The sequence below is a fragment of the Mesorhizobium sp. GW821-FHT07A06 genome (genome assembly GCF_059419085.1).
This window is the reverse complement of record NZ_JBWKRC010000010.1, coordinates 38,154-64,312: the sequence shown is the minus strand read 5'-3', so window position 1 is coordinate 64,312 and position 26,159 is coordinate 38,154. Positions and strand designations below refer to the sequence as shown.

27 protein-coding genes and 2 pseudogenes are annotated in these 26,159 nt (G+C 59.4%); 13 read left to right on the top strand and 16 right to left on the bottom strand.

The genetic code is table 11. From position 1 onward, the window contains the following. Window positions 1–62 precede the first annotated feature (62 nt). Together AC07SZ_RS26265 and AC07SZ_RS26260 are read right to left on the bottom strand one after the other, a co-directional pair. Window positions 63–350, bottom strand: coding sequence for a hypothetical protein (locus tag AC07SZ_RS26265; RefSeq protein WP_494916497.1), 288 nt, complete (start codon window positions 348–350; stop codon window positions 63–65). An 86-nt stretch (window positions 351–436) separates the two neighbouring features. Next, window positions 437–1,972 (bottom strand): FAD-dependent oxidoreductase, encoded by a 1,536-nt coding sequence (locus tag AC07SZ_RS26260; RefSeq protein ID WP_494916496.1) that lies wholly within the window; start codon window positions 1,970–1,972, stop codon window positions 437–439. 1,283 nt (window positions 1,973–3,255) lie between these two features. Here AC07SZ_RS26260 and AC07SZ_RS26255 point away from each other — a divergent pair. Next, entirely contained in the window at window positions 3,256–3,480 is a 225-nt protein-coding gene (locus AC07SZ_RS26255; RefSeq protein WP_494916495.1) for a hypothetical protein, read from the top strand. A 116-nt stretch (window positions 3,481–3,596) separates the two neighbouring features. On the opposite strand, the gene fsa is transcribed toward AC07SZ_RS26255, so the two are convergent. After that, on the bottom strand, window positions 3,597–4,253 hold the full coding sequence (gene fsa / locus AC07SZ_RS26250) for a fructose-6-phosphate aldolase (protein WP_494916494.1): 657 nt from the start codon (window positions 4,251–4,253) through the stop codon (window positions 3,597–3,599). A gap of 143 nt (window positions 4,254–4,396) precedes the next feature. Here fsa and AC07SZ_RS26245 point away from each other — a divergent pair, with 143 nt between their 5' ends. Next, entirely contained in the window at window positions 4,397–4,768 is a 372-nt protein-coding gene (locus AC07SZ_RS26245; protein WP_494916493.1) for a DUF488 domain-containing protein, read from the top strand. Window positions 4,769–4,773: 5 nt separating this feature from the next. Here AC07SZ_RS26245 and AC07SZ_RS26240 read toward each other — a convergent pair whose 3' ends face one another. From AC07SZ_RS26240 to AC07SZ_RS26225, 4 genes are all read right to left on the bottom strand, one after another. Further along, window positions 4,774–4,986, bottom strand: a complete 213-nt coding sequence (locus AC07SZ_RS26240) for a hypothetical protein (RefSeq protein ID WP_494916492.1) — start codon at window positions 4,984–4,986, stop codon at window positions 4,774–4,776. Window positions 4,987–5,027: 41 nt separating this feature from the next. After that, the gene (locus AC07SZ_RS26235; RefSeq protein ID WP_494916491.1) at window positions 5,028–5,423 is read right to left on the bottom strand and encodes a c-type cytochrome; all 396 of its coding nucleotides are present in this window, start codon (window positions 5,421–5,423) and stop codon (window positions 5,028–5,030) included. A gap of 126 nt (window positions 5,424–5,549) precedes the next feature. Next, on the bottom strand, window positions 5,550–7,319 hold the full coding sequence (locus tag AC07SZ_RS26230; RefSeq protein ID WP_494916490.1) for a GMC family oxidoreductase: 1,770 nt from the start codon (window positions 7,317–7,319) through the stop codon (window positions 5,550–5,552). 23 nt (window positions 7,320–7,342) lie between these two features. After that, a complete protein-coding gene (locus tag AC07SZ_RS26225) occupies window positions 7,343–8,116 on the bottom strand; it encodes a gluconate 2-dehydrogenase subunit 3 family protein (protein ID WP_494916489.1) in 774 nt (257 codons plus the stop codon). A gap of 148 nt (window positions 8,117–8,264) precedes the next feature. On the opposite strand from AC07SZ_RS26225, the gene AC07SZ_RS26220 reads away from it, so the two are divergent. Next, entirely contained in the window at window positions 8,265–9,185 is a 921-nt protein-coding gene (locus tag AC07SZ_RS26220; RefSeq protein WP_494916488.1) for a LysR family transcriptional regulator, read from the top strand. Here AC07SZ_RS26220 and AC07SZ_RS26215 read toward each other — a convergent pair. The 3 genes from AC07SZ_RS26215 to AC07SZ_RS26205 all read right to left on the bottom strand — a co-directional run bounded on the left by AC07SZ_RS26215 (window position 9,165) and on the right by AC07SZ_RS26205 (window position 11,037). Next, complete coding sequence (locus AC07SZ_RS26215) at window positions 9,165–9,992, bottom strand: ATP-binding protein (RefSeq protein WP_494916487.1); 828 nt, start codon at window positions 9,990–9,992, stop codon at window positions 9,165–9,167. The two genes, AC07SZ_RS26220 and AC07SZ_RS26215, sit on opposite strands and share 21 nt — an antisense overlap. Window positions 9,993–10,102: 110 nt before the next feature. Continuing rightward, window positions 10,103–10,606 (bottom strand): plastocyanin/azurin family copper-binding protein, encoded by a 504-nt coding sequence (locus AC07SZ_RS26210; RefSeq protein ID WP_494916485.1) that lies wholly within the window; start codon window positions 10,604–10,606, stop codon window positions 10,103–10,105. A 17-nt stretch (window positions 10,607–10,623) separates the two neighbouring features. Next, a complete protein-coding gene (locus AC07SZ_RS26205) occupies window positions 10,624–11,037 on the bottom strand; it encodes a DUF5602 domain-containing protein (RefSeq protein ID WP_494916620.1) in 414 nt (137 codons plus the stop codon). A 617-nt stretch (window positions 11,038–11,654) separates the two neighbouring features. On the opposite strand from AC07SZ_RS26205, the gene AC07SZ_RS26200 reads away from it, so the two are divergent. The 4 genes from AC07SZ_RS26200 (at window position 11,655) to AC07SZ_RS26185 (ending at window position 13,880) form a co-directional block, all read left to right on the top strand. After that, complete coding sequence (locus AC07SZ_RS26200) at window positions 11,655–12,227, top strand: PTS sugar transporter subunit IIA (protein ID WP_494916484.1); 573 nt, start codon at window positions 11,655–11,657, stop codon at window positions 12,225–12,227. Between the two features lie 399 nt (window positions 12,228–12,626). Then, entirely contained in the window at window positions 12,627–13,040 is a 414-nt protein-coding gene (locus AC07SZ_RS26195) for a group III truncated hemoglobin (protein ID WP_494916483.1), read from the top strand. A gap of 61 nt (window positions 13,041–13,101) precedes the next feature. Next, window positions 13,102–13,563 (top strand): RrF2 family transcriptional regulator, encoded by a 462-nt coding sequence (locus AC07SZ_RS26190; protein ID WP_494916481.1) that lies wholly within the window; start codon window positions 13,102–13,104, stop codon window positions 13,561–13,563. Window positions 13,564–13,730: 167 nt separating this feature from the next. Next, window positions 13,731–13,880, top strand: a complete 150-nt coding sequence (locus AC07SZ_RS26185; RefSeq protein ID WP_494916479.1) for a hypothetical protein — start codon at window positions 13,731–13,733, stop codon at window positions 13,878–13,880. Between the two features lie 291 nt (window positions 13,881–14,171). Here the strand turns inward: AC07SZ_RS26185 and AC07SZ_RS26180 are convergent. Both AC07SZ_RS26180 and AC07SZ_RS26175 read right to left on the bottom strand, forming a co-directional pair. Further along, window positions 14,172–15,653, bottom strand: a pseudogene (locus tag AC07SZ_RS26180) (ATP-binding protein); the annotation flags it as partial. Further along, window positions 15,650–16,909 carry a metallophosphoesterase family protein gene (locus AC07SZ_RS26175; protein WP_494916478.1) on the bottom strand — a complete coding sequence of 420 codons (1,260 nt, stop codon included), beginning with the start codon at window positions 16,907–16,909 and terminating at the stop codon, window positions 15,650–15,652. The gene AC07SZ_RS26175 and the pseudogene AC07SZ_RS26180, both read right to left, overlap by 4 nt. A 171-nt stretch (window positions 16,910–17,080) precedes the next feature. Here AC07SZ_RS26175 and AC07SZ_RS26170 point away from each other — a divergent pair. Both AC07SZ_RS26170 and AC07SZ_RS26165 read left to right on the top strand, forming a co-directional pair. Next, window positions 17,081–17,314, top strand: a pseudogene (locus AC07SZ_RS26170) (hypothetical protein); the annotation flags it as partial. After that, complete coding sequence (locus tag AC07SZ_RS26165; protein ID WP_120145563.1) at window positions 17,311–17,484, top strand: RES domain-containing protein; 174 nt, start codon at window positions 17,311–17,313, stop codon at window positions 17,482–17,484. The pseudogene AC07SZ_RS26170 and the gene AC07SZ_RS26165, both read left to right, overlap by 4 nt. 100 nt (window positions 17,485–17,584) lie before the next feature. Here AC07SZ_RS26165 and scpB read toward each other — a convergent pair whose 3' ends face one another. From scpB to AC07SZ_RS26145, 4 genes are all read right to left on the bottom strand, one after another. Continuing rightward, a complete protein-coding gene (gene scpB, locus AC07SZ_RS26160; protein WP_494916477.1) occupies window positions 17,585–18,304 on the bottom strand; it encodes an SMC-Scp complex subunit ScpB in 720 nt (239 codons plus the stop codon). A 2-nt stretch (window positions 18,305–18,306) separates the two neighbouring features. Continuing rightward, on the bottom strand, window positions 18,307–19,263 hold the full coding sequence (locus AC07SZ_RS26155; RefSeq protein WP_494916475.1) for a DUF1403 family protein: 957 nt from the start codon (window positions 19,261–19,263) through the stop codon (window positions 18,307–18,309). Between the two features lie 245 nt (window positions 19,264–19,508). Beyond that, window positions 19,509–20,102 (bottom strand): type II toxin-antitoxin system VapC family toxin, encoded by a 594-nt coding sequence (locus tag AC07SZ_RS26150; RefSeq protein WP_494916474.1) that lies wholly within the window; start codon window positions 20,100–20,102, stop codon window positions 19,509–19,511. Continuing rightward, window positions 20,092–20,388 carry a hypothetical protein gene (locus AC07SZ_RS26145; protein WP_091586235.1) on the bottom strand — a complete coding sequence of 99 codons (297 nt, stop codon included), beginning with the start codon at window positions 20,386–20,388 and terminating at the stop codon, window positions 20,092–20,094. Before AC07SZ_RS26145 ends, AC07SZ_RS26150 begins: the two co-directional genes overlap by 11 nt. A gap of 247 nt (window positions 20,389–20,635) precedes the next feature. Here AC07SZ_RS26145 and AC07SZ_RS26140 point away from each other — a divergent pair, with 247 nt between their 5' ends. The 4 genes from AC07SZ_RS26140 (at window position 20,636) to repB (ending at window position 26,060) form a co-directional block, all read left to right on the top strand. Then, complete coding sequence (locus tag AC07SZ_RS26140) at window positions 20,636–21,772, top strand: site-specific integrase (RefSeq protein WP_494916473.1); 1,137 nt, start codon at window positions 20,636–20,638, stop codon at window positions 21,770–21,772. 135 nt (window positions 21,773–21,907) lie between these two features. Continuing rightward, entirely contained in the window at window positions 21,908–23,074 is a 1,167-nt protein-coding gene (locus tag AC07SZ_RS26135; protein WP_352699532.1) for an ATP-binding protein, read from the top strand. Between the two features lie 717 nt (window positions 23,075–23,791). Then, complete coding sequence (gene repA, locus AC07SZ_RS26130) at window positions 23,792–25,000, top strand: plasmid partitioning protein RepA (protein WP_352699546.1); 1,209 nt, start codon at window positions 23,792–23,794, stop codon at window positions 24,998–25,000. 73 nt (window positions 25,001–25,073) lie between these two features. Then, on the top strand, window positions 25,074–26,060 hold the full coding sequence (gene repB, locus AC07SZ_RS26125; protein WP_352699530.1) for a plasmid partitioning protein RepB: 987 nt from the start codon (window positions 25,074–25,076) through the stop codon (window positions 26,058–26,060). Window positions 26,061–26,159: the final 99 nt, after the last annotated feature.

The window sequence follows — 26,159 nt, the reverse complement described above, 5'->3', positions numbered from 1 at the left end:
GATGACGAACGATCGTTATAGCGAGAAGTGCGCTGGCCGGCGTGATCGTGGCGGTGCCCGCCCTACTCGAAGATGATCCGAGCGGTACCTCTTTTGGCGATCAACATTCTCCGAGCCTCCTGGATCCGCTCAGCCTGTTGTTTGGTATAGGGGCCCATCGGCCGGGTCTTTTCATCGCCGCGACGGACCCGGCAGTACCAGTTGCCGCCGTCTGAGAAGATTTCAACGGAGGTTGACGTCTCATCGGACGCTTCCCTGGCCGCCTCCTTAGCGAACTGGACGATCTTTGAATGATGCTGAACCGTGCCCAAACGGCTGGTGGTGCTCGGTTCCTGTTGGATTGTAGCCATAAGTCGAACTCCTTTCGGTCACGACGACACACCGCTCTGCCATGCTGGTTGCGCTCTCTCCGGGTCGCGGTGCCCAAGAGCGCCTGCTAGGTTGCCATTTGGCGCTCCATTTTCGCTTCAGCCTCCAGACTTGCGACGTCGCGGAAGATAGAAGCGACAGCCAGTGTGCTCCCTTCACGCCTGAAACGCAGCAGACAGTCTTTGGCGACGATGTCGCCGCTGACCGCGATCTCATCCCACTGTTCGGCGTGGCCGACATAGCTGATCGGGACGTCGTAATGCTGGCTCCAGAAGAACGGGACTGCGACGAATTTCTCGCGATGTCCGAGCATATTGAGCGCCGCGGTCTGCCCCTGTCTCTCGGCAACCACCCAATGCTCGACGCGAATGTTCTTGCCGCTGTGAGGATCTGGCCATCTCGCAATGTCGCCGGCCGCGAATATCCCTGGCTCGCTCGTTTCCAGAAAGGCGTCCACAACAACGCCGCGGTCAACAACGAGCCCTGCCGCCTCGGCAAGTCCGATCCGCGGCCGCACGCCGATGCCGGCGACCACGAGATCCGCCGCCAACGTACCGCCACTGCTAAGTTTCACCTTCCTGCCGTCGATGCTTTTTACCGTGCTCTCGAGATGGAATACCACGCCATGCTCTTCATGGAGGGCGCGGATGAAGTCGCCCATTTGGGGCCCCAGGACCCGTTCCATGGGCCGTTTTTCCAGCGCGACGACATGAACCTCGATATCCCGCGCCCGCAGGGCCGCGGCAACCTCGAGCCCGATGAAACTGGCTCCAAGCACGATCGCGCGGCATGCCGTGGTGGCCTGCTCGATGATCGCCTTGCAGTCTGCGAGCGAGCGCAGCGTGTGAACGTGTGGTTGGTCGGCGCCTGGGATGGTCAGGCGGACGGGTTCGGCTCCGGTTGCAAGCAGCAGCCTGTGGTAAGGAATCCTTCCTTCATCAGCGAGGACGACCTCGCGGGAACGCAGATCGATGTCAACGGCCTTCGTATTGAGACGCAGGTCAATATTGTTTTTTGAATAGAACTTCTCGCCGCGGAGCGGGATCCAATCCTCAGGGGCCTTTCCGGCGAGGTAGTCCTTGGAGAGGTTGGGCCGGTCGACGGGTGGCGCATGGTCGTCGCTGATCATGACGATGCTGCCCTGGTACTGCTCGCGCCGCAGCATTTCGGCCGCCGCGAAACCCGCTGCGCCGCCGCCGACAATGACGATCTTCTTGGGGGCGTGACCGGAGCGTCCGGAGCGCGGTTTCGAAAGCGTTCGTTTGAGGTTGTCGCCAACGAATATCCGGCCATCCCGCTGTTCGACGGCCCAGCAGGCGAGAGGATTGAAGGCAGGAGCGCGCAACGCTTCGCCTGTGCGCAAATCAAAGCACGCGTGATGCCAGGGACATCGAACGGTATCTTCCACCAAAAGACCGTCGACGAGCGGCCCGCCGTAATGCGTGCATGTCGCGCTGACCGCGAACACCTCGGTTCCGCGACGCACCAGCAACACCTGTTCACCGCCACTATGACCGACAAGCTTTCCGCCATCGGGAAGATCGGAGAACGCGATCCCCTGGACCAGATCCGGTCCGCTCAGTTCGTTATGGCCTTCAGCCATTTTCTTCTCCTTTGGCGATCCCATGCGCGGTGAAGCGGGAAATCCCAAGCCCACCAGCATCGCAATATTCTTTGCCTGGCTAGCGCGTCGTCAGATTTTCAGGACTGCCAAAGGCCCAGACCAACTCACTCGGCGCGACCGAGCTGCATACACAGTGTAGTCTCCCGCCTTCTTAGGTATCGTGCAAACGAATTTAATCGGCAATTGTGTGCAATTTTTATGATGTGTTAAACTAAGGCTCCCGCGGGCGGCCGTTGCAAAGCACCTTCATTGCGGAGCAGATTGAGGTCTTCGCTTTGCCTTCCTCGTCGACGCCGGCCACCACCATCGCGACGTTGTGCCTTAGGCCATCGTTCGCGCCTCAATGGTGGTCCGGCGCGATGTTGAAGACGAGCTTCTCGGTCGCTCTCGCCGCCGTCCAGGAAACCCTGAAGGGTGTGAAGCCGCCGATGTGTAGGAAAAGGCCACCGATTCTTGCAGGTTGAGCATGCAGTAGATACGCAAGCCCCACGGATCTAGGGGGATACCTATGCACGCAATCAGACTGGCCGTAGCGGCTCTCATCCTGATGCCATCTTTGGCCTCCGCTCAGGCATTCGTCTGGTACCAACAATTGCAGAGGTCGCCCTCCGACTTGAAGCTGCTCTCGGGGCGAACGCAAAATGCACCGACAGCACTCTGTGCCGGTGAAGGTGGTCGATTTAGGGACCACAATCGAGGCTGACCTTTTCTCGCCGGTTGCAGTGCACGACTTCATGTCATTGGTGTCCGTAGTTGGCAAAGAGAATCCGCGCGTAGATCGAAATCCAGACCGGCGATATGTTGCGCAAGGGATCGAGAAATCCGTCTGTTCGATAGGGAGAGAGGCTACAGCGACTGTGTATTCTTTCCTGAATCGCATGTTCCGGATCGAACTTGTGTTTGACCGATGCGAGTCACGGGAGGAGAAGGCTCACTCGGTTCTGGCGATGGACGCAACGTTTGTGTACGCGCGATGCGACGGAGTTGACCTGAAGGAAGAGGATTTCGACACCATACTCTACCAGTCAATCAAGGCCCGGAACTCATATGGCTACACCAGACAGGGACAGCCAGGACTTCTGGACTTTCGATGGTCTCGCTTCATGGACGGTGAGTACGAAGCAGCGGAACGGAGATACGTTGTCAACTTCAGCTGCAGCGTACGCGACGAGGTCCAGAACCAGATGTCACATATGGATCAGTCACATCGATGCTTAATAGACGTCGATAATTCTGACCCCACACATTGGTCGGCTACTTCCATGTATGAAAGCTTCACGCCCGGCATCATTTTTGATGACGTCAGTTCGCGCCTTACCGCGAACCGGCTGTTTGTAGACATGCCAGCTGAAAAACAAGCCATAGAATCCATGCGGCCCGGGCTTCAGGCGATGGTAGATGGCATCGAAGCGGGCATCGTCGATCGGCTGGCCACGAAAGAATCCAAGGACAATGGCGTGTCCAATATCCTTGGTGCTGGCAACTGACGATCAGCACCTCGGCCCATGACGCCCAGTCCAAGTCCTCGCGAGGCCTGCATGTGCGATGACGTGCTGGCGGACGACAAGGCGTGGCGTCTCCCGGGGAAGCCCGCTGCGGACGACTACAGGATCGCTTGCCCTGTTTTACCCCAGTCGGCGAGAAAGGACTCAAGTCCCCGGTCGGTGAGTGGGTGTTTGGCGAGATTTCTGAGCACTGCTGGTGGTACGGTCGCAATATCGGCGCCTGCGATCGCGGCCTGTTTGACATGGAGAGGGGTGCGAATTGAAGACGCGAGGATTTCCGTCGTGAAGGATTTGTCGTTGTCGTAGATCTTGCGGATTTCCCGGACCACCTCCATGCCGTCCAGACCAAGATCGTCTAGCCTGCCGACGAACGGCGAAATGAAGGTCGCTCCTGCCTTGGCTGCGAGCAACGCCTGATTGGCTGAAAAGCACAGCGTGACATTGACCTTGTGTCCGAGCTGACTGAGTGCCCGGCAAGCCCTGAATCCATCCCAGGTGGATGGTACCTTGACGGCCACATTGGCGGCAATGTCGGCCAAACGCACTCCCTCGGCGATCATGCCGTCGAAGTGGATCGAGGTGACTTCGGCAGAAACCGGGCCCTGGATTGTCTGGCAAATCTCCTTGACCACATCCCTGATCGGTCGGCCGGTCTTTGCGATAAGGGACGGGTTCGTGGTCACCCCGTCGAGAAGGCCGGCGGCAGCGAGCTCGCGAATTTCAGAAATATCGGCTGTATCGATAAAGAACTTCATTGTCTTTCTCCTCAACGTGAATACGTCCATCAATGATTTGACTAATTTTCTTTAGTTTGGTTTCGGGAAAGATGATTTCGCTCTCGCAGTTGTGATCGCACGCCCTATGTACTTGAAGGCAATGGATAGTGAGGAGCGTCGTCATGAGTGAAAAAATCTCCGACGAGAGAGTGAGATTGAAACGGGCATATGAAGGCCCGGCTGCCGACGACGGCATACGCGTGTTGGTTGACCGGCTTTGGCCGCGCGGGGTCAAGAAGACCGAAGCAGCGATCGACCATTGGATGAAGGAACTTGCGCCAAGCACCGAGCTTCGAAAATGGTTTGGACACGATCCAGCTCGCTGGGAGGAATTCCGACGCCGATACGCTGCGGAAATCCAGGAGCATCGCAATGAACTCGACCGGATGCGCGGCCTGATGCGGGAAGGCACAGTCACGCTCGTCTACTCGGCTCACGACGAGACGCACAACGATGCCGTCGTTCTCAGGGAGATTTTGCTGACACATCGATAAAGAGGTCATGTCCCGTCCGTCTCCGGGGCGTCGACAACGTCCAGAAGGTTTGAGAATTCTTTTCTAAGGATTGCCTGGTCGGCAGCATCCAACGCGAAAACGAAGATGTCGCCGCGATATCGCTCGATCCAGTGATGGCCGGTGCCATGGCTGCGCAGGTAGTCACCGATCTGATGGACCGTGGAATACCCCAGACCCTGATGCAGGAGGAATTTCATAAAGGTTGTGCTTTGCGGCCGGGACAGGTCGCTCGTCTGACTCAGGGGCCGACCTTCTGGCCCTGAGCGTTGAACTGCTTCAGATAGGCGATTACATCGGCTATCTCCTGGTCCTTGTTGAGACCGGCGAATGTCATCTTTGTGCCGGGCACCAGTTTGCGCGGCGCGTGCAGATAGGTCTTCAGCGTCGGTTCATCCCAGGTCAGGCCCGAATTCTTGTTCGCCGCGGAATAACTATAATCCGGATACACACCGGCCGCTCGGCCGACGACCCCGTTCAAAACCGGACCTACTCCGTTCTTTGCGTCGGGACCGACCTGGTGGCAGGCCATGCACCTCCTGAAGACGACGGCGCCGGCTTCGGCATTACCGGGGGACGAGTCTTGCGCATGGGCCGAGCCGACTGCAGTGAGAATTGCGGTCATCAATCCAAGCATGGTCGATCTCATGTCTGCTGCTTTCAATGAGCTACGGGGTCCGGCCGAACCGGCCCCGAGCAATATATTCGGTTCGAAACACACCCAGTCTGCCGGACCCGCGGATCCGGATCCGGCAGACGTTGCTTAGGAGAGAACCAGTGGGCCGGGGTTCTTCAGATATTGGTTCTTGATCGCGTCCACCGCCCAGTAGGCAAGAGCGCCTACCGGTCCGGTCGGGTTTTTCCCGGCGTTCTGCGGAAACACGCAAGCGCCCGTGACGAACACGTTCGGGACATCCCAGACCTGAAGATATTTGTTCAGAACGCTGGTGTTCGGGTCGGCTCCGAAGACTGCCCCGCCTGTGTTGTGCGTGCTCTGATAAGGCACGATCGAATACGGCACGGGGGGAATGCTCCGATCGACCTTGGTCGCACCCATCTCCTTGGCGATCTCCACGCAGATGTCGGCCTGACCGTTCATCTGCTTTACCTCGTTGTCCTGGAAGTCGAACGTCATCCGCAACAGTGGACGCCCAAAGACGTCGGTGTAGGTCGGATCGAGGCTGAGATAATTCTGTCGGTAGGCCATCACGGCGCCTTGATTGCCAACGCTGGCCGCGTGGTCATAATTGTCGACCACTGCCTTTTTCCAGTCGGAGCCCCAACGCGGCGTGCCGTGCGGAGTTGGATGCGACTGGATGGGCCGCGCGCCCGAGTTGCTGCAGCTGATGCCGCCGCCGCCGATGTAGCCAGCCTTCACGAAATCGTAATTGTCGCCGTTGAAATCGTCCATGGTCGTGCCGAGCGCGCCCGCTCCCATGAAGCGATTCAGGATGGTTTCCTTGTCGAAGAAGGCCGTAGCGCCGCCACCGCACTGATAGGCATAGTTGCGACCGACCACGCCTTTTCCCGTTGCCGGGTCATAAGGCACGCCGATCCCCGAATGCAGCAGCAGGTTGACGTTGCCGAGCGCATAGGCCGAGAGGATGATGAGGTCGGCGGGCTGCTCGAACTCCCGCCCTCGTGCGTCGAGATAGGTGACGCTGACTGCCTTCTTGCGGGTCGAGTCGAGATTGACCTTCAGCACGATCGAGTTGGTGCGTAGCTCGAAATTCGGGTTCGCCAACGCCAGCGGGATGACGGTGAAATGCGGGCTCGCCTTGGCGTTCGCCTCGCAGCCGAAACGTTCGCAGAACCCGCAATAGTGACACTGGCCGAAGGCCACACCATCAGGATTGACGTAATCCCGCGACGCGTTTGACGACGGGTTGGGGAAAGGGTGGTAGCCGAGATTGCGGGCTGCCTTCTCGAACATCACCATGCTCTGCGCGGCAATCATTGGCGGATTGGGGTACTCCTCCTTTCGCGATCCCTCGAAGATGTTGCCACCATCGATCTTCCGGCCGTTGATATTGCCCGCCTTGCCGGAGGTGCCGCAGGTTTTTTCGAACTTGTCGTAGTAAGGTTCGAGATCGTCATAGGTGATCGGCCAGTCCTGCAGGTGCATATCCGAAGGGATGATCTTTTCGCCATATTTGTCGACCGTCCTGGTGCGCGCCTGGTGGTCCCATTCGAGCCAGCGCCAGGTGACGCCGTTCCAGTGCACGCCGGCGCCACCAACGCCTTGGCCGGGCAGGAACGAGCCGAGTTGACGCATCGGCAGCGCTGTTTGCGATTCACTGTTGCGGAAGGTGATGGTTTCCCGCCGCACGTTCTGCATGAGATCGTGGCGGGCGGCGTAGCGCAGTTCGTCGTGGATCTCCGGGTCGATGAAGTCCGGATTGGTGTCACGCGGGCCTCCCCGCTCAAGGGCTACGATTTTCAGCTTGGTCGACGCGAGCTCCTTGGCGATGATGCCGCCTGTCCATCCAAGGCCGACAATCAGGACATCGACAGCGTTGAGTTTGGTGGTCATGCTATAGTCTCCTTTTCCGTCGGCTAGATGAGGTCCTGGATGCCCTTGGGTTCAGCCTTGTAGGGCCTGTTCCGGAAGGGTTCGATCTTGTCCATGTACATGGCGTCGGCACCTGGGAACCCGATCATCTTCCAAGCCGCCCTGTCCTTGTTCCCGCCATACATCGGGTCCGCGAAATAGCCCTCGATCGTCAGTTGAAGCAGCAGCCCGAAGAAGGTCGCGGTGGGCACGGTTGGAAGCTCGACCTTCTCGCTCTCGAGATCGGCCAGCACCTCGGCACGATCTTTTGCCGAAAGGCCATCGAAGGTGCTCTTGTGGTTCTTCTGCACGAAGGCATTGACGTCGGCGATGCCGGCCCGGATCAGTTCCGACGGCGTCATGGGCAATTGATAGCCTTGCTCGGGCGTACCCTCGCCAAATGGCCCTTCCAGATACAGGCGGTCACCCTTGCCGTATCCACCGGCCATCTGCCGGTCGATGTAGGTCGCAACGCCGAGTTCCTTTGCGCCGGGGCCAGTTGAATCGCTTGGAAGGAGCGTATCGACCGCCGCTTCGATAAAGGCGGATTCGTCCACATTGAAGAATTCATAGCCAGAGCGCCCAACATGAGGCTCGGTGGCGGCGGTCAGGTGGTGATGTTTTGTATCCGCGGCGGCCGCAGCCATGATTTCGTCCGCTGATGCGGATCCGCCAAGCGGCAGAGTGCTCGCCGCCGCTCCGGCAGCTCCGGCCGCGCCGAACAGCTTCAGAAAGTCGCGCCGCCCCACATCGCCTTGGCTCTTTTCTCTCGTCGACATGATTTCTCCTGTGACGCTGCAGGCAAAACGATGGGGAGGATGGAGAGAGCTTGCGCTCGCTCCAACCGGCGCTGCGCAGCATCCAGCGCTAGGCTTGGTGGATTTCGAAGCCTAGCGCCCGCGCTTACTATGTAGCAAACGAAATTCATTGACATTTAAGCGCAATTTTTATGCTATACGCGATATGGACATCGAGCTTGCGCGCACTTTTATCGAGATCGTTTCGACAGGGAGCTTTATTCGAGCCTCCGAGCGTTTGAATGTCGCCCAGACGACCGTGAGTGCCCGAATCCGCAACCTCGAGCAGCAATTGGGCCGACCGCTTTTTGTCCGTCACAAAGGTGGAGCGTCTCTCACCCCGGCCGGTGAGCAATTTCTGCGCCACGCACCAATGTTCGTCCAACTATGGCAACGCACCCTTCACCAGGTTGCAGTGCCCCCGGGACGCCGAGCTGTTCTGACGGTCGGTGGCGAAGTCAGCCTTGCGCAACCTTTTCTGCTCGATTGGGTCCGATGGATGCGCCGCTCGCTTCAGGATATTGCACTTCGGGTACACGTCGATGTGCCGCAGGATTTGATCAATCAGGTCGCGTCAGGAATGGTCGACTTGGCTATCATGTACGCGCCTCCGCACAGACCGGGTTTGAAGATCGATCTGCTTCTTGAGGAAAAGCTCGTTCTCGTGACGACCAAACCCGAAGCACGCGTCCTGGATGAATCCGATTATATCTATATGGATTGGGGGCCGGATTTTGGACTTCACCACGGGATGAATTTCCCGAGTGTTGCGCCGGATCTTTCTTTCGATCTTGGTCCGCTCGCCCTGAACTATGTTCTCGCAACCGGCGGCTCCGGATATTTCAGAATGAGCTCAGTGCAGGCCCACATAGCGGCCGGGCGGCTGCACCTTGTGCCCGAAATGCCCCAGCTCTCTTATCCAGTCTATGCAGTCCAGTCCGCAAATGCCGACGAGAGCATAGTTGGCCCTGCCCTGGCAGGACTGCACTCCGTTGCAAGCGACATCAAATCGCAGGATTCCTTTTCGACGCTAAGTAGCCTGTTCGATTGATGGGAATAGGAGATCGACTGTCGTGCCGACGCCTTGCTCACTCGCAACCCGGATCCGGCCACCAACCATCTGCGCCAATGCCTGCACGTGCGACAGTCCTATCCCTGTGCCCTTCTCGCCCTTTGTCGTGAAGAAGGGATCGAATGCCTTTTGCAAGACCTCCGGAGGCATGCCGCAACCGTGATCCTTGACGCGAACGCACGCGTAGGTTCCCGGCCCGGGCGGATCAGGTGATGCGTTCGTCTGCACCAATCGCCCGGTAGTGACCTGGATCTCGCCGCCATTTGGCATGGCATCCCGCGCGTTGATAACGAGATTTAGCACCGCAGCGTCGAAAAATGCGGGATCGATCAGGCAGCGCGGGATACCGGGACCAAGTTCGAGCTTCACGCTGATGTCGGGTCCGGCGCCATACCTGAGGAAAGGCTCGAAAGACCTGAGAAACTCATTCAAGTCGCCAGCGTGGGCATCGAGTTCCTGATGCTTTGCGAAGGCGAGCAGCTGCGACGTTAATTCGATCCCTCGATCGATTCCTTCCCGCGCTGCCGCGATATAGGCCCGCACACTTTCGGGCTCATCGGCTCGTTTCTCCGCAAGCCTTAGGCCGGATTCGATGACTGCCAGAAGATTTCTGAAATCATGGGCAATACCGCCAGTCATCTCGCCTAGGGCGGCAAGCCGACGTGTCGCACGCTCACGTTGTTGGGCGGTTCGGACTTCGAGAGCCATGTTCGATATATGTGCGCTCTCGTCGCGCTCCGCCTGAGATCGTGACTGAGTTTCGTACGGAAAAATATCGTCTGCCATCCACGCGCCCTTACCGATCACTGACTACAGCTAGAAAACCCGCGCTCCCGCTCGCTTCGCCGTATTCGGTCCTCCTTCTTGCTGATATCCGTGTCGTGCATGCACATCGCCTAAACGCGCCGGACGATCCCTTTCGTCATGATGTCTTCGACCATTGGAAACGCCTTGAGGGCCTCCTCTGGAAGGTCGTCATTCGCGCCGGTCAATTCAGCCCAGCCGTGCGTCGCAGGTTCGCCGACAATGATGCGGCCGACCATTCCAGCATGCTCATGCGGAATGCAAAAATAGTCATAGACCCCCTGCTCGGTGAAGGTAACCGAAAAGCTCTCGTTGGGCAGGAGGTAGTCGGAATCCCACGATCTTGCTGCCTTGGGCATGCGAAGCGGCCGCCCGAAATTTGTCGGGTTGTACGCCGTCGTTGTGTGCGAATTGCCAGGATTGAGATTGGTCCAGCGCACCGTCTGACCTGGTTTGATCAGAATGCCGATCGGATCGAACCAGACTTGGGAACCGTCGCCGCGCCCTTGCATTTTTATGTCCACCACCTCACTGGCCCATGCGGTCAACGGGAATAGGGAAAGGGCGGCGGCAAGCCCGCCGCCCGCGCCCAGCATCTCACGACGCGTGAGTGTCACTTGGCGACCCGCGCCTCGTCAGCTACAGAGACATGCCACAGCACGACGTGGACATGCGGCTCTTCAACCCCAGGATGGCCGGCATTGTAGTAGACGTCGACATGGTCGACATTGCCGCCGGGCGCTGCGAGGTTGTCAAAGCGTTTGTCCGGATTAAGATCCTTGATCGGCAGCATGTAGATGGTGCTGACGAGCTTGCCGTCGTGGTCATAGGCAAGGAATGGACCCGTCGGCAATGCAGTCGGGTCAACGAAAAGTTGGCCCATACCCGGTAAGAAGTCGGGCAGCTTCACCAGCTTGCTGACCTGTTGGTAAGGCGCTGCCGGTGGCGATTTGGCGACCTCAGCCGCCGCCACAGCGCAAAGTGGGCTGGCCATTGTCATGACAACTGCGAGGGCAAGCCTTTTCATCATGGTAACTCCTTGCTGAACCAGAACCGCGATGGCCGAAAATCTGGAAGATCGCCAAAATCCGATCTTGTTGCTGGCACGACCTGTTGGCATCCAGCCAGCAAGCAGAAGACGGTTCTGTTCGTCAAACGAAATTAAATGAGATTTCAGTGCATTATTTCTGCATGCCCTTGCGCTTTGTTTGGTATCTTTGGATCCGGTTTGCGATCGATCAATCCTCTTGCCGCATTCGACTGCGAAGATTTCGGAATTCGCGTTGCCATGACGCCAAGATCGTGCCCGACAGGTCGCGAACCAAAGCCGAGACGCACTAATGGTCGAGCGGGAGCTACATCCCGCAATACGGAAATACCGCGACGCGATCGCAGCCCTGACACCACTTGATTCCGAAAAACCTTTCACTACATTTGAATCGCTATGAATATTTTCATGCTAATTCTTCGGCGAGAGCCGCAGCGCCTCAAAGCAGGCCTCTAGCCCGGACGCGAAAAGACCCTGGCTTTGCGTTCGGGACAGCCAGGATCCCAATTCAGCCCAAGGTAAACGTTGCCTCGCGCAGGCAATGTGGCTGAACGCTCGTCCGCAATCTCGTTTGGATCGGCTTGGAGGCGACTGTAATGATCCCCAACATCTTGTCGGAAGCAGACATTTCGCTTGACCTCGCGACAAAGGGAAAGCATTCGGCCTTGTCGAGAATCGCCGTCAGGATTGCACGGAGATCGGGGCTGGACGAGCAGACGGTTCTCCGCAGCCTGTGGCACCGCGAGTGCCTCGGTTCGACGGGCATCGGCCGTGGCGTGGCGATCCCACACGCTTTGTTCGACATGATCTCTTCACCTGTCGCATCTTTCACACGACTGGCTCCGCCTATCGACTTCGACGGACCGGACGACGATCCCGTCGATATCGTTTACACGTTGTTCTGGCCACGTTCTGACGTTTCCGCCTTCCTTCCCACTCTTTCACAGGTGTGCCGGGTGCTTCGGGCGCCTCGGACTCGAGAGGGGCTGCGGCAGGCGCAGTCAGCCAGCGAGGTGATAGCGATACTCGATACCGACCCGCGTCCGCCATTTCGGCCAATTCGCACACTTGACAGGCCGGGCTTGGCATCGTCACGCCTAGGCGGCCGAGTTGCTGCGCCCCGGAATGCCCAACCCGCCGACGCTTCGGCCATGAGGCACTCCCAATAAACCTCGCCCTCCTCGGCTGAGTTCGGTTCAACAGAAAGCCTATCAATGCATCGCGTCCCCACGTCTTGATCGCCTTTCCTAAAACATATATTGACAATGTACGTTTTAACTCGGATGCTTGCTCGAGTCCAAGCCAAGGCACCATGAGAATGCGAGCCATCGATCCTCATCGCGAAACGCGGCTGCAAGCTTGCGCACTTTCGATGCTGCGTACGAGGCAATCCATTCGCGTCGGCTGTCGACCAGCACGCTCAAGGAGCCAGTACAATCGGCAGCCTGGATGTGCGGGGCGACGATGCCCAAAGGCTGCCTTGGCGTTGCGGAGATGGGAGCGCGCACATGAGCGAGCCTAGTCGGAACAAGAGAACGATCATCGTCGACGGCGTTCCGTTGCCTGACGTGCTTGACCTGCTGGACGAGACCATGATCCGCGGCGTGGTTCACGGTTTCTATGATGAAATTCGCCGCGATGAGCTTCTTGGTCCCATCTTCCACCAGAGGATACCGCCCGACGAGTGGCCGCGTCATCTGGGAAAGATGTGTGACTTCTGGTCCGCGACACTGCTGCGAACGGCCCGATATGAAGGGCGGCCCCTGCCACCGCATCTAGCGATAGCCGGCCTTGGCGAGGTGCATTTCCGGCGTTGGTTGAAGTTGTTTCGCGCCACCGTGCATCGCATCTGCCCGCCCGAGGTTGCGGCGCTGTTCATGGATCGCGCGTTGCGGATCGCGCACAGCTTTCGTCTTGCGGTCGCTTTCAATCGTGGCGAGACCACGATTGGCATCGAACCGATTGCCGAGAAAGACCTGTGATGCCGAATTGGTTTGTGAGTGTTTCGCAAAACAGCGCGTCAATCCAAGAGAGGAACGGCCCATGAGGCTGACCAACTTCTCGGACTTTGCCTTGAGGATGCTGATGTATGCGGCCGCCGCTGGCGATCGTCTGATCACGATCGAGGAGACTGCCCGCACCTTCAAGGTGTCGAAGACACACCTCAACAAGGTCGCCAACACCCTGACGCGCGGCGGCTATCTGAAGGCGGTCCGCGGCCGTTCCGGCGGCCTTGTTCTGGGGCTTCGGCCCGAGATGATCCGGATCGGCGATGTCATACGGCTGACCGAGCCGGATTTCGCGATTGTGGAGTGCTTTGCCACTGGAAACCAATGTGTGCTCACCGGCTCCTGCAAGCTTTCAAGCATGTTTGGCGAAGCGATAGCCTCCTTCCAGAGCATCCTCGATCGTTACACGTTGGCCGACGTCGCGCTGATGCCTCAACATTTCCTCGGAAGGCCCTCACCACCCCAAGCTTCCGGCGCGGCGCGAGGGGGTGGGTAAAGGTCAAGGTTTCTTTACGATCGGAGACAAAATGTTTCGCCGTGAAGGAGAACCGCACCATCTCGTCGCCGGATCAGTTTGAGGACGGAGCAGACACGCCCCAGTCACCTACGCAGGCGTCGTCCTTTACCAGACGCATGCCGATTTTTCTCGCACGGAGACGAGCCATGGTTGAACCAAAGAAGAACGATAAGCCGATGCCGATAACAAAACAGTTTGATGCTGGTATCGACCCTAACAACAGTCTGTTGCCGATGCTGATCGGCGGCCTTGTCCTGATCGTCATCGGCGCGATCATCGTCATGATGTTCGTCTAGTTTCAGCTTCATCCTCAGGAGATAGCCTGGGACTCATCCCGACAGATCGGGCGTGAGCTGAACGACCGCGCTTTGTCGCCGGTGCTAGAGCATCGCCGCTCTTGCGCTCTTCCGGTTCGTTACGCCTGGCCTCCTCCTCGATCCGGCTCCAATGCCGGCGCAGGTCTATATGACTGGTAGGGGACCGTCCACACACGGCGATTGGAATTCCAGGATGCAAGCGCCACCTCGCGCATGTCGTCAGGCGTCACGATAGGATAGCTTGGCTCGGACGGAACACTCAGGAGAAAGCGCGGCCAGTGTTTTCCAGGCAGCCAACTGCGTCGGCGGCGGGACCGACATCTTCGAAAGTAGGTCGACATCTCCTGACCACGGCTGGAGGCGCCGCATCGCATCCGCCAGCCTTATTTGCCGCTCGGCCTCCACGGCGCGCGCCTCTCGAATTTCGCGTGTGTGACTACTCTGCTTCGCCCCCGACACGGCTGCCATCAGTCTGGCTCTTGCGGGCTCGGGCACTGCCCTCTCCTCGCCAACTCGGCCTCGCGCAGCGTTGAGCCGGTCGAGCGCGGCAGCGGCTTCATCGCGGGCCATCTGCAGGCTCGTCGTGATCCCGGAGCGTTGCTCGACCATATTGCGGAGGGTGCCTACCACAAAGGCAGGCAGAGTGAGCCGGGACGGATCCTGTTCGGCCGACCTTCCGAGCGCGGCGAGACAAGTCGCCACGACCTGGTCGAGCATCTGGACTTCCATCTTGCGGGTCGGCAGATCCATGCCCGCGGACAGATATCGCGCCTTGCGATCGGCAAGTCCTCGCACCTGCTCCGAGATCGCCAGCACAGCTTCATCGACAGCGATTGCTTCGATCTTTGCCTTCGCGCGCTCGATCTCATCGGCGTTGGCCTGGAGGCGGGTTCTCAAACGGGTATCCTGATCGATCAATTCCGCGACGCTGCCACTCCAGGTCCGGGAAGGAGACGGCATGTCAGGCAGCTCAGCCAGCCTGCTTGCCTTGCGTTTTATTTCGGCAAGGAGCGGCGCGGCGCGCGCATATCGTTCGATCGTGGCGAGCCGCGCCGACAAGACCGCGCGTTCAGCCAGGCTGCGGTCATACTTGTCCTGTGCTTCCACCCTTTCCGCCTCGAGCGCCTCGAATGTCGAGGCCAGCGTGTCGATCGCCTCCTTGCGTAACTTGAGCTCCGCGAACCGCTTCTTCAGCAAGGCGATTTCGGTGCTCTGGGCCTGTTTGCGATAAAGACCGTCTGCCTCCGTATCCAGTGCAGCCAGGACGTCGCTGGCATGCCCAAGCCCGGCGCTGGCAGTGAAAAGGAGCTTGCCGAGATCGCCACGCGATTCAAGGATCGCTCTGCCGCCCGCTTCCAGCGTCTCGTCATCGAGTGAGAACATGCTGCTGTAGGCATCGCGGGACAAGCCCGTGAGGTTTGCCGAAATGGCAATTTCGCTGAGCGGCCTGCCTTCAGCGTCGTGCAGGGAGTTACCGCGGCTTTTGGTGCGTGAGACGGCAAGCGTCCGTCCCTCGAATTCCAGCAACCCGCCGATGCGCATGGAGCTGTATTCGTGCAGAAAATTATAGCGGCTGCGCTCCTCGATGCCAAAGAGCAGATCCAAATAGGCGGAAAGCGCTGTCGACTTGCCGGCCTCATTCAGGCCGAAGACGATATGCAAATCCGGGGCCGAAGACGGCTTCTCCCCGAAGTCGATCGCTTTATCGGTAAACTTGCCATAGCGGGTCAAGTCAAGGCGACGCAATCTCATCGCGTCGCGCCTGCCTTGAGCCGGGCCGTGACCAGGTCTACGCTTCCGGCAAGCACATCGTCGAGAAACTGTTCGAGCCCTGCTTCGTCCTTGCCGGCGAAGCGCCGCGCATCGGGCGGCAGGTCCGCGATCGTCTTCAACACGAATTCGCGCGCTTCGGAGCGAAATGCTTCCGAGCTCGCATTGGAGCGCATTGATTGAGCGAGCTCCAAAGTGGGATCCGCAACATTGCCCAAACCTCCGACAGCGGAAGCCGAAAGATCAAACTCCAGCTTCTCCACCCAGGTGTCGCCCACCTGCTCCGCTGCCTGCTCGGCTTCTGCGACGGCCAAGTCCCGGTCGCGCATCAGCGACCATGAAAGGGCAGACGTGCCGACCAGGCGAAGGCGGGCAACAAGGTAGCGCGACCTGGCACCCTCCCGGAATTGCTCCAGCCCTGCTCGGACACGAATGACGGCCTCGCCCCATTCCGACACCCCGGTCAGATCGACACTCACCCGCTCGAACTGCGCGACACTGGTGAGCCTCTCCTCGATCTCGACCGAGCGATCATCGCGGATAGTGACCAGCGTGACCGATTTCTCGCCTGCCTCGTTGACGTCCCTACCCTGAGGAATCCCTGGCATGACGAGCGCGCTCGCACCGGAATACACCTGGCGAACGTGAATGTGGCCAAGCGCCCAATACTCAAACCCGTGGCCGTGCAGGTCGGCGACGCTGCAAGGTGCATAAACGTCATGGCCTGGGGAGCCGGCCAGGCTCGTGTGCATAATGCCGATGTTCGCAGCTCCCTCTTGCGGCGCGGCATATTTGGGCAGCAGGCTTTCGGGCGCCTTGGGGCTGGCGAAACTCAGACCATGGAACGCAACGTCCACCCCAGGGCCAGACTGGATCACGGATTGGCAGCGGCCGCCAAAAATGATCACCGTGTCGGGCAACACAAGCTGCTTCGTAATCCGCGACATGGCGTCGTGGTTGCCGCGGATCATGTAGACCGTGACGCCAGCTTGATGGAGACGCGCCATCTGGGATGCCAGAAAGCGTGCCGTCTTCATCGAAGTCTGGTCGCCATCGTAAAGATCACCGGCGATCACAAGCGCATCGACACGCTCCGCAAGGCACAAATCCACGATCGCGGTGAATGCCTGGCGGCTGGCATCTCCGACGAGCTCGGCAAGCTCGGCGTTGCGCAACGCCAGCGAGCGCAGCGGGGAGTCTAGATGAATGTCGGCGGTGTGTACGAATCGAAATGCCATTCAGATCTCCGGTCGCTGAACATACTGCGTTGACGAGTTCTTCATAGGCCGGGCATGTGCGCGACGGGTGCGGCGGCGACCGCGACGTTCGATCAAATTGAGCGCGCAGTTCGCGACCCAGGAAACGTGTGGACAGAAATGCTGCGGAACCGTTCGGGCCAGCGCCAAGGCAACACGCTTCGTAAGCCGTCATCGGAGCGCTTGCAGGGTCGGATGCGCGAAATGGTGAAGGAGATCTCGGCCGCGACGGAGCTCACCGGCGCCGTCGACAAGGCGATCTACTGGTATCGCAACGAACCTATCGCTGACTATGGCCATCACACGGCGGCCGAACTCGTCGCTGACGGTCAGGTCGAAGCGGTTCTGGCCTTCATCCGGGATCACGAGAATGGGGCGCGCGGGTGAAAGTCACCCGCGTCGGCCCCGACGAGATCTTCCATCGCTATCTGACACCCAAATGGGCTTTCCTGCCCACAAGCGGTGCAGGCGCGGCGATGGACGGCGGTCGTTTCAACCTACCTGGCATCGAAGCGCTTTATGTGTCCCGTTCGGGCCAATCTTGTCGAAGGCGATAAGGTCACGGTCCATGATCCCGATCCCCGGCTGCCGCACGACCAGTCGTCCTGGCCGTGAGTGATCTACTGTCTCTGGGATCACAATGAGCTGACGCCCGCGTCACGGCGCTTGGTCCTCAACGACATCGTCCGTACCGTCGCCCTCCCCGCTAGCCAGCCCGGCTGGGATATCGCCGGCCAGCAGCTTGTCCTTCGACAGCAGTCCGGCATCCTCCAGCGCCTCGAAATCCGGCAGCTGGCGCAGCGTGTCGAGCCCGAACTGCGACAGGAAGTTCTTGGTCGTCACATATGTGTAAGGCGCGCCCGGCTGCGGGCTGCGCGGCCCCGACGCGATCAGTTCCTGCGCGCGCAGCACGCCGATCAGATCGCGCGACACTTCCTTGCCAAAGAAGCTCGACAACTCACCCCGGGTGATCGGCTGAAAATAGCCGATGCACATGAGGACAAGCGCCTCCGCCTGCGACAGCTCTTTTTCCCCCTTGCCGCTTCGCTGGCCGAAGGCGGCGTGTATGACGTCGCCAAAAACCTTTTTGGTCCGGTGCTGCCAGCCGCCGGCGACCGAAACCAGCTCGTACGGGCGGCTGACGAGCTCGGCGCGAATGTCGTCGATGATCAGCTCAAGATTGCAGCTTTTACCGACGACGCGCGCCAGCACCTCGCGCGGCACCGGTTCATTTGCCGCGAAGATCACCGCTTCGACGCGGCCCATCCATTCGCGCCAGCGAAGTTCTTGCGGCAGGTGCTCAAGCTCAGTGTCGACCAGCATCGGCTGGACATCATCCTTGCCCCGCGGGCGTTCGGATCGGGCGGCCTCGCTCATCGCTAGAGCCCAAACAGTCGAAAGCTTGCGCGGCCGGACAACTCGTGCACGGCTTCGAGTTGTTGCAGCCGCTCGAACAGCCGCCGCGATGCAAAGCGCGAAAGACTCTTCGTCGTCAGCGATCCAGAGATGGCGTCTTCACTGAGCAGCAGAAAGATTACGTCGCCAGCGCCTTTGGCGCGCAGTTTCGGCGCCACCGCCAGGAGCCTTTCGGCCCGGCGTGCCAGCTCGGCGGCCAACCGACAGGCGTCTGCGGCGGCAGCAACGAGCGAGACGCAAACCGCCCGCTCAAAATTCTTGTCCCCGGGCCGGATGCGCCGGCCACCGCCGGCCCCGATGCGAAAGGATGGTCCAAAAACCTGCGCCATTAGGAGCGGCAGGGGCTGCGGCCAGCCCAGGCGTTGCGCCAGCACCAGGTCGGCGAGCCACCAGCCAAAGAGTTCGGCATCCGGACGCATCGCGACGACCTCAGTGGCGATCGCCGCGGCGTCGAACGGCGCCGGACGCTGGGATACCCCGAGTTTTTCGACCTGGGAGCAAAGATCGGCGAGCGCCCCGCCGTCCCAATGGAGGCCAAGCTGGTCAAGTATCTTTCCGAGCCGGTCAGGAGTAGCGGCGGGCGACTGCCTGGCCAACTGCCGCCAGGCGCCAAAGACGGCGCCGGCGGGGCCGGGATCACCACCTGGGGGACGCAAATGCCAGGCATCGCGCAAGGCGGCGGCGTCCTCGGCGCGGCCGGCAAGCCGCATGCTGGCGGCGGCGCAGCTAAGCGCCAGCCGCTGCCGCCAAGCGCCGGCCCATGCAGGCTGCGCGCGGGCGAGCGTGTCGAGGGCACCCAGGGCGGCCCCGGCCCGGAAGGCGGCGCCGCCGTCGCTCGGCGCGCCGGAGCTTGTGATCGCCCAGGCCGGAACGGAGGGCGGCGCAGAGAAGCTGGCGGTCGCGGGATCGAGGCGAATCATGATCTGGAGAGTAAGGCGCCGGTGCGCTTTTTGCTATGATTGTTGCACCAAAACGCACAGCCTGTCGGCGTGACAAAACAAATGATAATCTTGCATTATCATTCGTTTCACCCTCCACAGGAGAAATGGCCGTTTTCGTCGAGCAGAAGCACAAAATTCACGCCCAGCGACCCTCCGGACCATCCCACAGCGCGACGGTCTTGCTGTAACGGTTACAATAGCGCGGATGCATCCCCACTGACCCTTCAGGCGTGGGGCCGCGAACCTGGCGCCACCCGGTAGAAGATCACCCGCACCGACGGAACAAGTTGGTTCAGGTAGTCGAAATCTCCAACATTGCCGGTCAGGACCGCCGCTCCCAAAAGACCAGCCTGGTGAAAGATCAGCGCGTCGTTGAGGAAGCGGCGTTCATGCCCCTCCCCTTTCGGTAGATGGCTCAGCCGGAACAACAGACCGGCCAGCATACCGGCGCGTCCCCAGGTGGTGGCGTCGGGTGCATGCAGCCGGTGCGCCGGAATATCCTCGATCGTACCCGCAACCGCTTTCAGGACCGACTTTGTCTCAGGGTGCACCGGGTCAAGCCGACCGAACACGTGGCTGAGCTCGGCAAGGCAGACGGCCGAGTGGTGACAGAGCCGATAGGTCAAAAGGTTATCGACCGCTTCGGGCGTGCGTCCCTGCAGGACATCCAGATACACGCTGGTATCGAGGAGCAACACGCCGCCGACAGGCGGCTGGTCACCTGCCCAGGACAGGGCAGAATCTGGTCGCCGTTCCAGCCCCGCGCTACGCCGCTGTGGTTTTAGGGAACGCAGTGCACTCCCTAGATCAAATGCCAAGATCGATGTCCGCGGAGATGCTCCCCTTGCGGCCGACGAGCCGCGCGCCAAAATCGTCCTCGAGGGCCAGTCGCGACAAGGCGAGCTCCAAAAGCTCGGTGTCGGAGGTCACATGAGCGCGCTTCTTTGCCGCCTCGATCAAATCCGACGGCACCCTGCCGGAAAGGCGTGTGTTTTTGGCCGCGCCAAGAAGACCGACCGCCCTCGCCTGCTCAAGCACCAGACGGTTGCGGTTGCGGGCGATCTGCTCCTCGCTTGCGGCTGCCGTTGCGCCACGTATGGTCATCTTGGGAATCTCCATCTGTTGAACGGAATATAAAGACTGTTGAACATGAAGGCAAGGAGAGACCACCCACTAAGAGGCCATCACTTGACAGGACAGGCCCGCTCCCGGTGATGCGATAACCGGACCCGACGGGACGCAAATCTCGCAGCTATGCTGTCACGCGGCTCGCGGTGGACAATTCCGCGCTTTGGCAGCACCTTGGCTCCCAAGAATCGCAGTGCTGTGACATTAAAATGGACGAGACTTGATGGGCAATGCCCGTAATTTGATGGTGCCCACGGGCGCAATCGACGCCGATGACCTGCCGGACATTGTCGACGTCGTCATGGAGATGGGGCGGCCGGATGAAGGCCCCTCCCCTTCCCCGCAGGTCTTCGACCCGCGACAGGCATCGTTGCCTACGCATCTCGAAAAGCTCGCCGACCGCGCGCGCGACTATGTCGAGGCCGCCAGTTCAGCAAACACCCGGCGAGCCTACGCCGCCGACTGGAAGCATTTTTGTGCCTGGGCGCGCCGGCAGCATCTCGAGGTGTTGCCGCCAGATCCGCAGGTCGTCGGCCTCTACATCACGGCTTGCGCGTCCGGTAAGGGAACGGGAGACAAGAAACCGAACGCCGTCTCGACGATCGAGCGACGTCTCTCATCGCTGACTTGGAATTTTTCTCAGCGTGGTCAGCCGCTGGACCGAAAGGATCGACACATCGCCACCGTCATGGCCGGCATTCGCAACAGCCATGCCTCCCCTCCCCGGCAGAAAGAAGCCATTCTTCCGGAGGATCTGGTTGCCATGCTCGAGACGCTCGACCGCGGCACGCTGCGTGGCCTGCGCGACCGCGCCATGCTGCTTTTAGGCTTTGCCGGCGGCCTGCGGCGCTCCGAGATTGTCGGGCTCGACGTTGCCAGGGATCAAACGGAGGACGGCCGCGGTTGGGTCGAGATTTTCGACAAGGGTATTTTGGTGACGTTGCGCGGCAAGACGGGCTGGCGCGAGGTCGAGATCGGTCGTGGCTCCTCCGATGCGACTTGCCCCATGGTCGCCCTGCAGACCTGGCTGAAACTGGCACGGATTGGGCACGGACCGCTATTTCGACGCGTCACCGGCCAGGGCAAGGCTGTCGGCGCCGAGCGATTGAACGACCAGGAGGTGGCGCGCCTGGTCAAGCGCGCGGCGCTCGCTGCCGGCGTGCGCGGCGACCTGTCGGAAGGCGAACGCGGCCAAAAGTTTTCCGGCCATTCGCTGCGCGCTGGCCTCGCCTCGTCGGCCGAGGTCGACGAGCGCTATGTGCAGAAGCAACTCGGCCACACAAGCGCTGAGATGACCCGCAGATATCAGCGGCGGCGCGACCGGTTTCGAATCAACCTCACCAAGGCGTCGGGATTATAGAGGACGAAGTCCCCGCCCCTGCCAATCTGGCATACCTCTCCCAAACTTGGGCGTTGCGTGCCAATAGCTCAATTACGCTGACCAATTTCGGCGTCCGTCCTTGCAAATCAGGAATTGCACTCCATAATTGCGAGGATGATCAAGCGCCGCATCGAAACGCAACTCGCCGAACTGATGGACACTATCCCTGCGGTGGCACTGATTGGGCCGCGCCAAGTCGGCAAGACTACACTCGCGCTCGAGATAGCCCAGACACGGCCGTCGATCTATCTCGATCTCGAGTCCGATGCGGACAGAGCCAAGCTTGCGGAGCCGGAGCTCTACCTTGCCGAACATGAGGGCGAGTTGGTGATCCTCGATGAGGTCCATCGGCTTCCAAACCTATTCCAGAATCTTCGTGGCTTGATTGACCGCGGTCGCCGCAGCGGCAAGAAGACAGGGCGCTTTCTGCTGCTCGGGTCCGCTTCCATCGATCTCCTCAGGCAGACTGGGGAGACGCTCGCTGGCCGCATTGCCTATCTTGAGATGCATCCGATTGACGGACTGGAGGTGCCGGCCGAACAATTGAACCCCTTGTGGGTGCGCGGCGGCTTTCCCGACAGCCTTCTGGCGGCGAGCGACCGCGCCAGTCAGCGGTGGCGGCAGGACTTCATCCGCACCTACCTCGAGCGCGATATCCCGCTGCTCGGGCCTCGCATTCCGGCCGAAACGCTGCGCCGCTTCTGGACCATGCTGGCACATCATCAATCAGGGCTCCTCAACGCTGCCGACTTTGCCCGGGCCCTCGGAGTCGATGGCAAGACAATTGCCTCGTACCTCGACCTGCTAGTCGATCTGCTGCTGGTGCGAAGGCTCGAGCCGTGGCATGCAAATGTCGGAAAACGTCTGGTCAAGTCGCCGCGGGTTTACGTGCGCGACAGCGGCATTGCACATACGCTGCTTGGACTGACAACCCTTGAGGACGTTCTCGCTCATCCCGTGGCCGGCGCCAGCTGGGAAGGTTTTGTTATTGAGACGTTGATTGCGGTCGCACCATCCGGCACAGCAGCTAACTTCTATCGCACATCCGCCGGCGCCGAGATCGACCTCCTCTTGACCCCTCCAGGCAGCCGTCCATGGGCGATCGAAATCAAGCGCAGCCTGACGCCAAAAGTGGAGAAGGGCTTTCATCTGGCGTGCGAGGACGTAGATCCTATCCGTCGCCTCGTTGTCTATCCGGGAGCAGAGCGCTTTCCGCTGAAACATGACGTGGAGGCAGTGCCACTTCATATCCTTGCGAAAACGCTGGTCCAACTTGGCTGATGGGCTCTTCGCCCGACTCTCTGTCCCCTTACGACCCGCCCCATCTGGCACACAGCGCCTTTATAGCATTTCACTCCGTCGCTGACCCGCTGAGGTCTTCTCAAAGCGTTAGTCGCGGCCTAGCCTGCGCCTCGACCCTCGCCCGAAACACTGCGATGAGCATTAGTCCGCCCAGACATTACTCGTTTCAGGCCCGCTCCGCGGATTTCTGAGAGAGCCGCTTTTGCTGTTGATCTGATTGCCCGGTGTGAGATGGCCGCGCCGGTTACTGCGGTCTTGTCGTGTCCCATGACCCTCGATCGTCCAGGACAAGGCAATCGCCGAGGTGGAATTACTACTGCTCATCGTGGCTGACAAGTTCGGGCCGACCACTACGCGCATGTCATTGAAAGGGTCTTCACTCACATCGCCCGGCCTTGCTGACGTCTATTGCTAGGCGATGCCCAGCACGTGGGCCTCGGCTGAATTTGAAGCCTTCTGCTGGTGCCAAAGGGCAACCTCAAAAGTGAGGTTCCTTGTCCGCTGACAAAATCGGCAAATTGCCTAGCGTATTCAATTCCTTGAATCAGATAATATTCGGTATGCCGCGCAGCATGCGATCAGAGGGCATTAACCTCTTGTTAACTTAAAACTTCTTGCCGGTACGAACGAATCGGACATAATGACGGTTGCTTGGCCGCATTCCGCCAAAAATCGTTTTTAGAGAGTCTTGATCGAATGAACGTGAGTTCGCCCGTTCCCGCGAAAACCCCATTGCTGTTCGAGAAACGCATCCTCGAACAAGGGGATCAGATATCAAAGAAGCTGCACCTTCTCTCGATGCAGCGTTTTCCTCCCCACGCCAAGAAGAATTTGCGTTCTTTTTCGTTAGCGGAGGTAGCGACGTATCTCGGTGTTTCTCAGAGCCATCTGAAAAAACTACATCTAGAGGGCAAAGGCCCAGTACCTGAAACCTCGTCTTCTGGCAGACGCTCCTACACGGCCGGGCAGATGATCGAGCTACGCCAATACCTTGACCAACACGGGCGCTCCGACGCCCGCATGTATGTTCCCCATCGTCGGTCGGGCGAGAAACTTCAAATCCTAGCTGTGGTTAATTTCAAGGGAGGTAGCGGCAAGACAACGACAGCAGCTCATCTCGCCCAGTATCTCGCTCTGACGGGACACCGTGTATTGGCTGTCGATCTTGATCCCCAGGCGTCGCTGTCTTCACTGCACGGGTTCCAGCCAGAACTCGACCAAACGAAATCGCTTTACGATGCGATCCGCTACGACGACGAGAAGGTTTCTCTCTCGGAAATCATCCGGCCAACAAATTTCCCAGGACTGGATATCGTCCCAGCAAACCTTGAGCTGCAAGAATTCGAATACGACACGCCTTTGGCGATGACGGACAGGACGTCTAACGTGGGAAGGGCGTTTTTCACGCGCATCTCGACGGCATTGGGTGAGGTCGACGCCCTATATGATGTCGTCGTTATCGATTGCCCGCCGCAACTGGGCTATTTGACAATTACAGCGTTGACCGCTGCAACGTCAGTCTTGATAACGATCCATCCGCAGATGCTCGATGTCATGTCAATGGGCCAATTCCTGTTGATGCTCGGGAATATTCTGGAGCCAATCCGGGCAGCGGGTGCCGAGGTGAACCTGGAGTGGTATCGCTATCTTATAACGCGATACGAGCCGACAGATCAGCCGCAGGCGCAGATGGTAGCGTTCCTCCACACGCTTTTTGGTGAGTTCATCCTCAAGAACCAGATGCTGAAATCCACGGCGATTTCTGATGCGGGGATTACCAAGCAGAGCCTCTACGAAGTCGAAAAAAACGCGATGACTCGTTCCACATACGAGCGGGCAATGGATGCACTCGATGTCGTAAACGGAGAAATCGCTACGTTGATACATAAAGCATGGGGGCGCTGACTTGTCCGCTGACAAAAACGGACTTTTGCGCAGCGCTTTCAACAGACTAGGTTGTATCCAGAGGTAGACCAAGATGGCACGTAAGAATCTTCTTTCCGGCCTCGCAGAGACGGAGGCGGACGACCAGCCGACATCTAGCTCAACTGCGGCCTATCCGATTCGCGGTGCTTCGAAATCCATGATCCGCTCCGTTAATGAGTTGGCAAAGCAGGCGGATGCGTACCTTGAAGGTGAGCATGTAGTCGAACTCGACCCGGACGCTATTGACGGCTCGTTCGTTTCCGATCGCATGGATGACGACAGGGAACAGTATCAGGAACTGCTGGAAGCGATTCAGCAGAGGGGTCAGGATTCCCCCATTCTTGTGCGCCCCCACCCGAGCATCGAAGGCCGCTTCATGATCGTCTTTGGGCATCGGCGTGTCCGGGTGGCCCGAGATCTCCAACGGAAGGTTAGGGCGGTCATCAAGGAGATCGACGACAAGGCTCATGTCATTGCTCAGGGCCAGGAGAATTCTGCCCGAGCAAATTTAAGTTTTATCGAGAAGGCGATGTTCGCAAAGCGTCTCGAGGAGTTGAATTACGACAGAGATGTCATCTCGTCGGCATTGGCTGCAAATGCCGCCGCCGTCTCGAAAATGGTGTCGGTTGCTACACGGATCCCGCCATCTGTCATAAGCAAAATTGGATCAGCTCCATCTATAGGCCGCGAGCGGTGGGTAGAGCTATCCCTGCTGGTCGCCAAGAAATCGGGCATAGTCGATGAAATCCTCTCCGAGCCCGAATTCAGCGGGCTAGAGAGTAACCGACGCTTTGAGCAGTTGTTCATGGCCCTGAACGCAAAGGAAAAGCGCGTCCGCAAGGCCAGTGTGAAACCCGGCGTCCAATCGTGGGCTCCGGATGACAAGTCGGTTAGCGTCAGCGTTCAGAGAGCAGGGAAGGCCGTCACAATTGCCGTAAAGGAGACGGATGGCAGCCGCTTTGGAACTTGGATTTCCGACAATCTGCAAGGACTCTACGAGGCCTTCAGAAAGACGGAGAAAGCAGCAACTGGAGACTGAAACCGCAAAAGAAAAAGGCCCCCAAGCGACTTTCGTCGTGGAAGCCCTTCTCCGTAGTAGCTGACTGAGAATCGCATCTCCACGAATCACTGTCAAGAG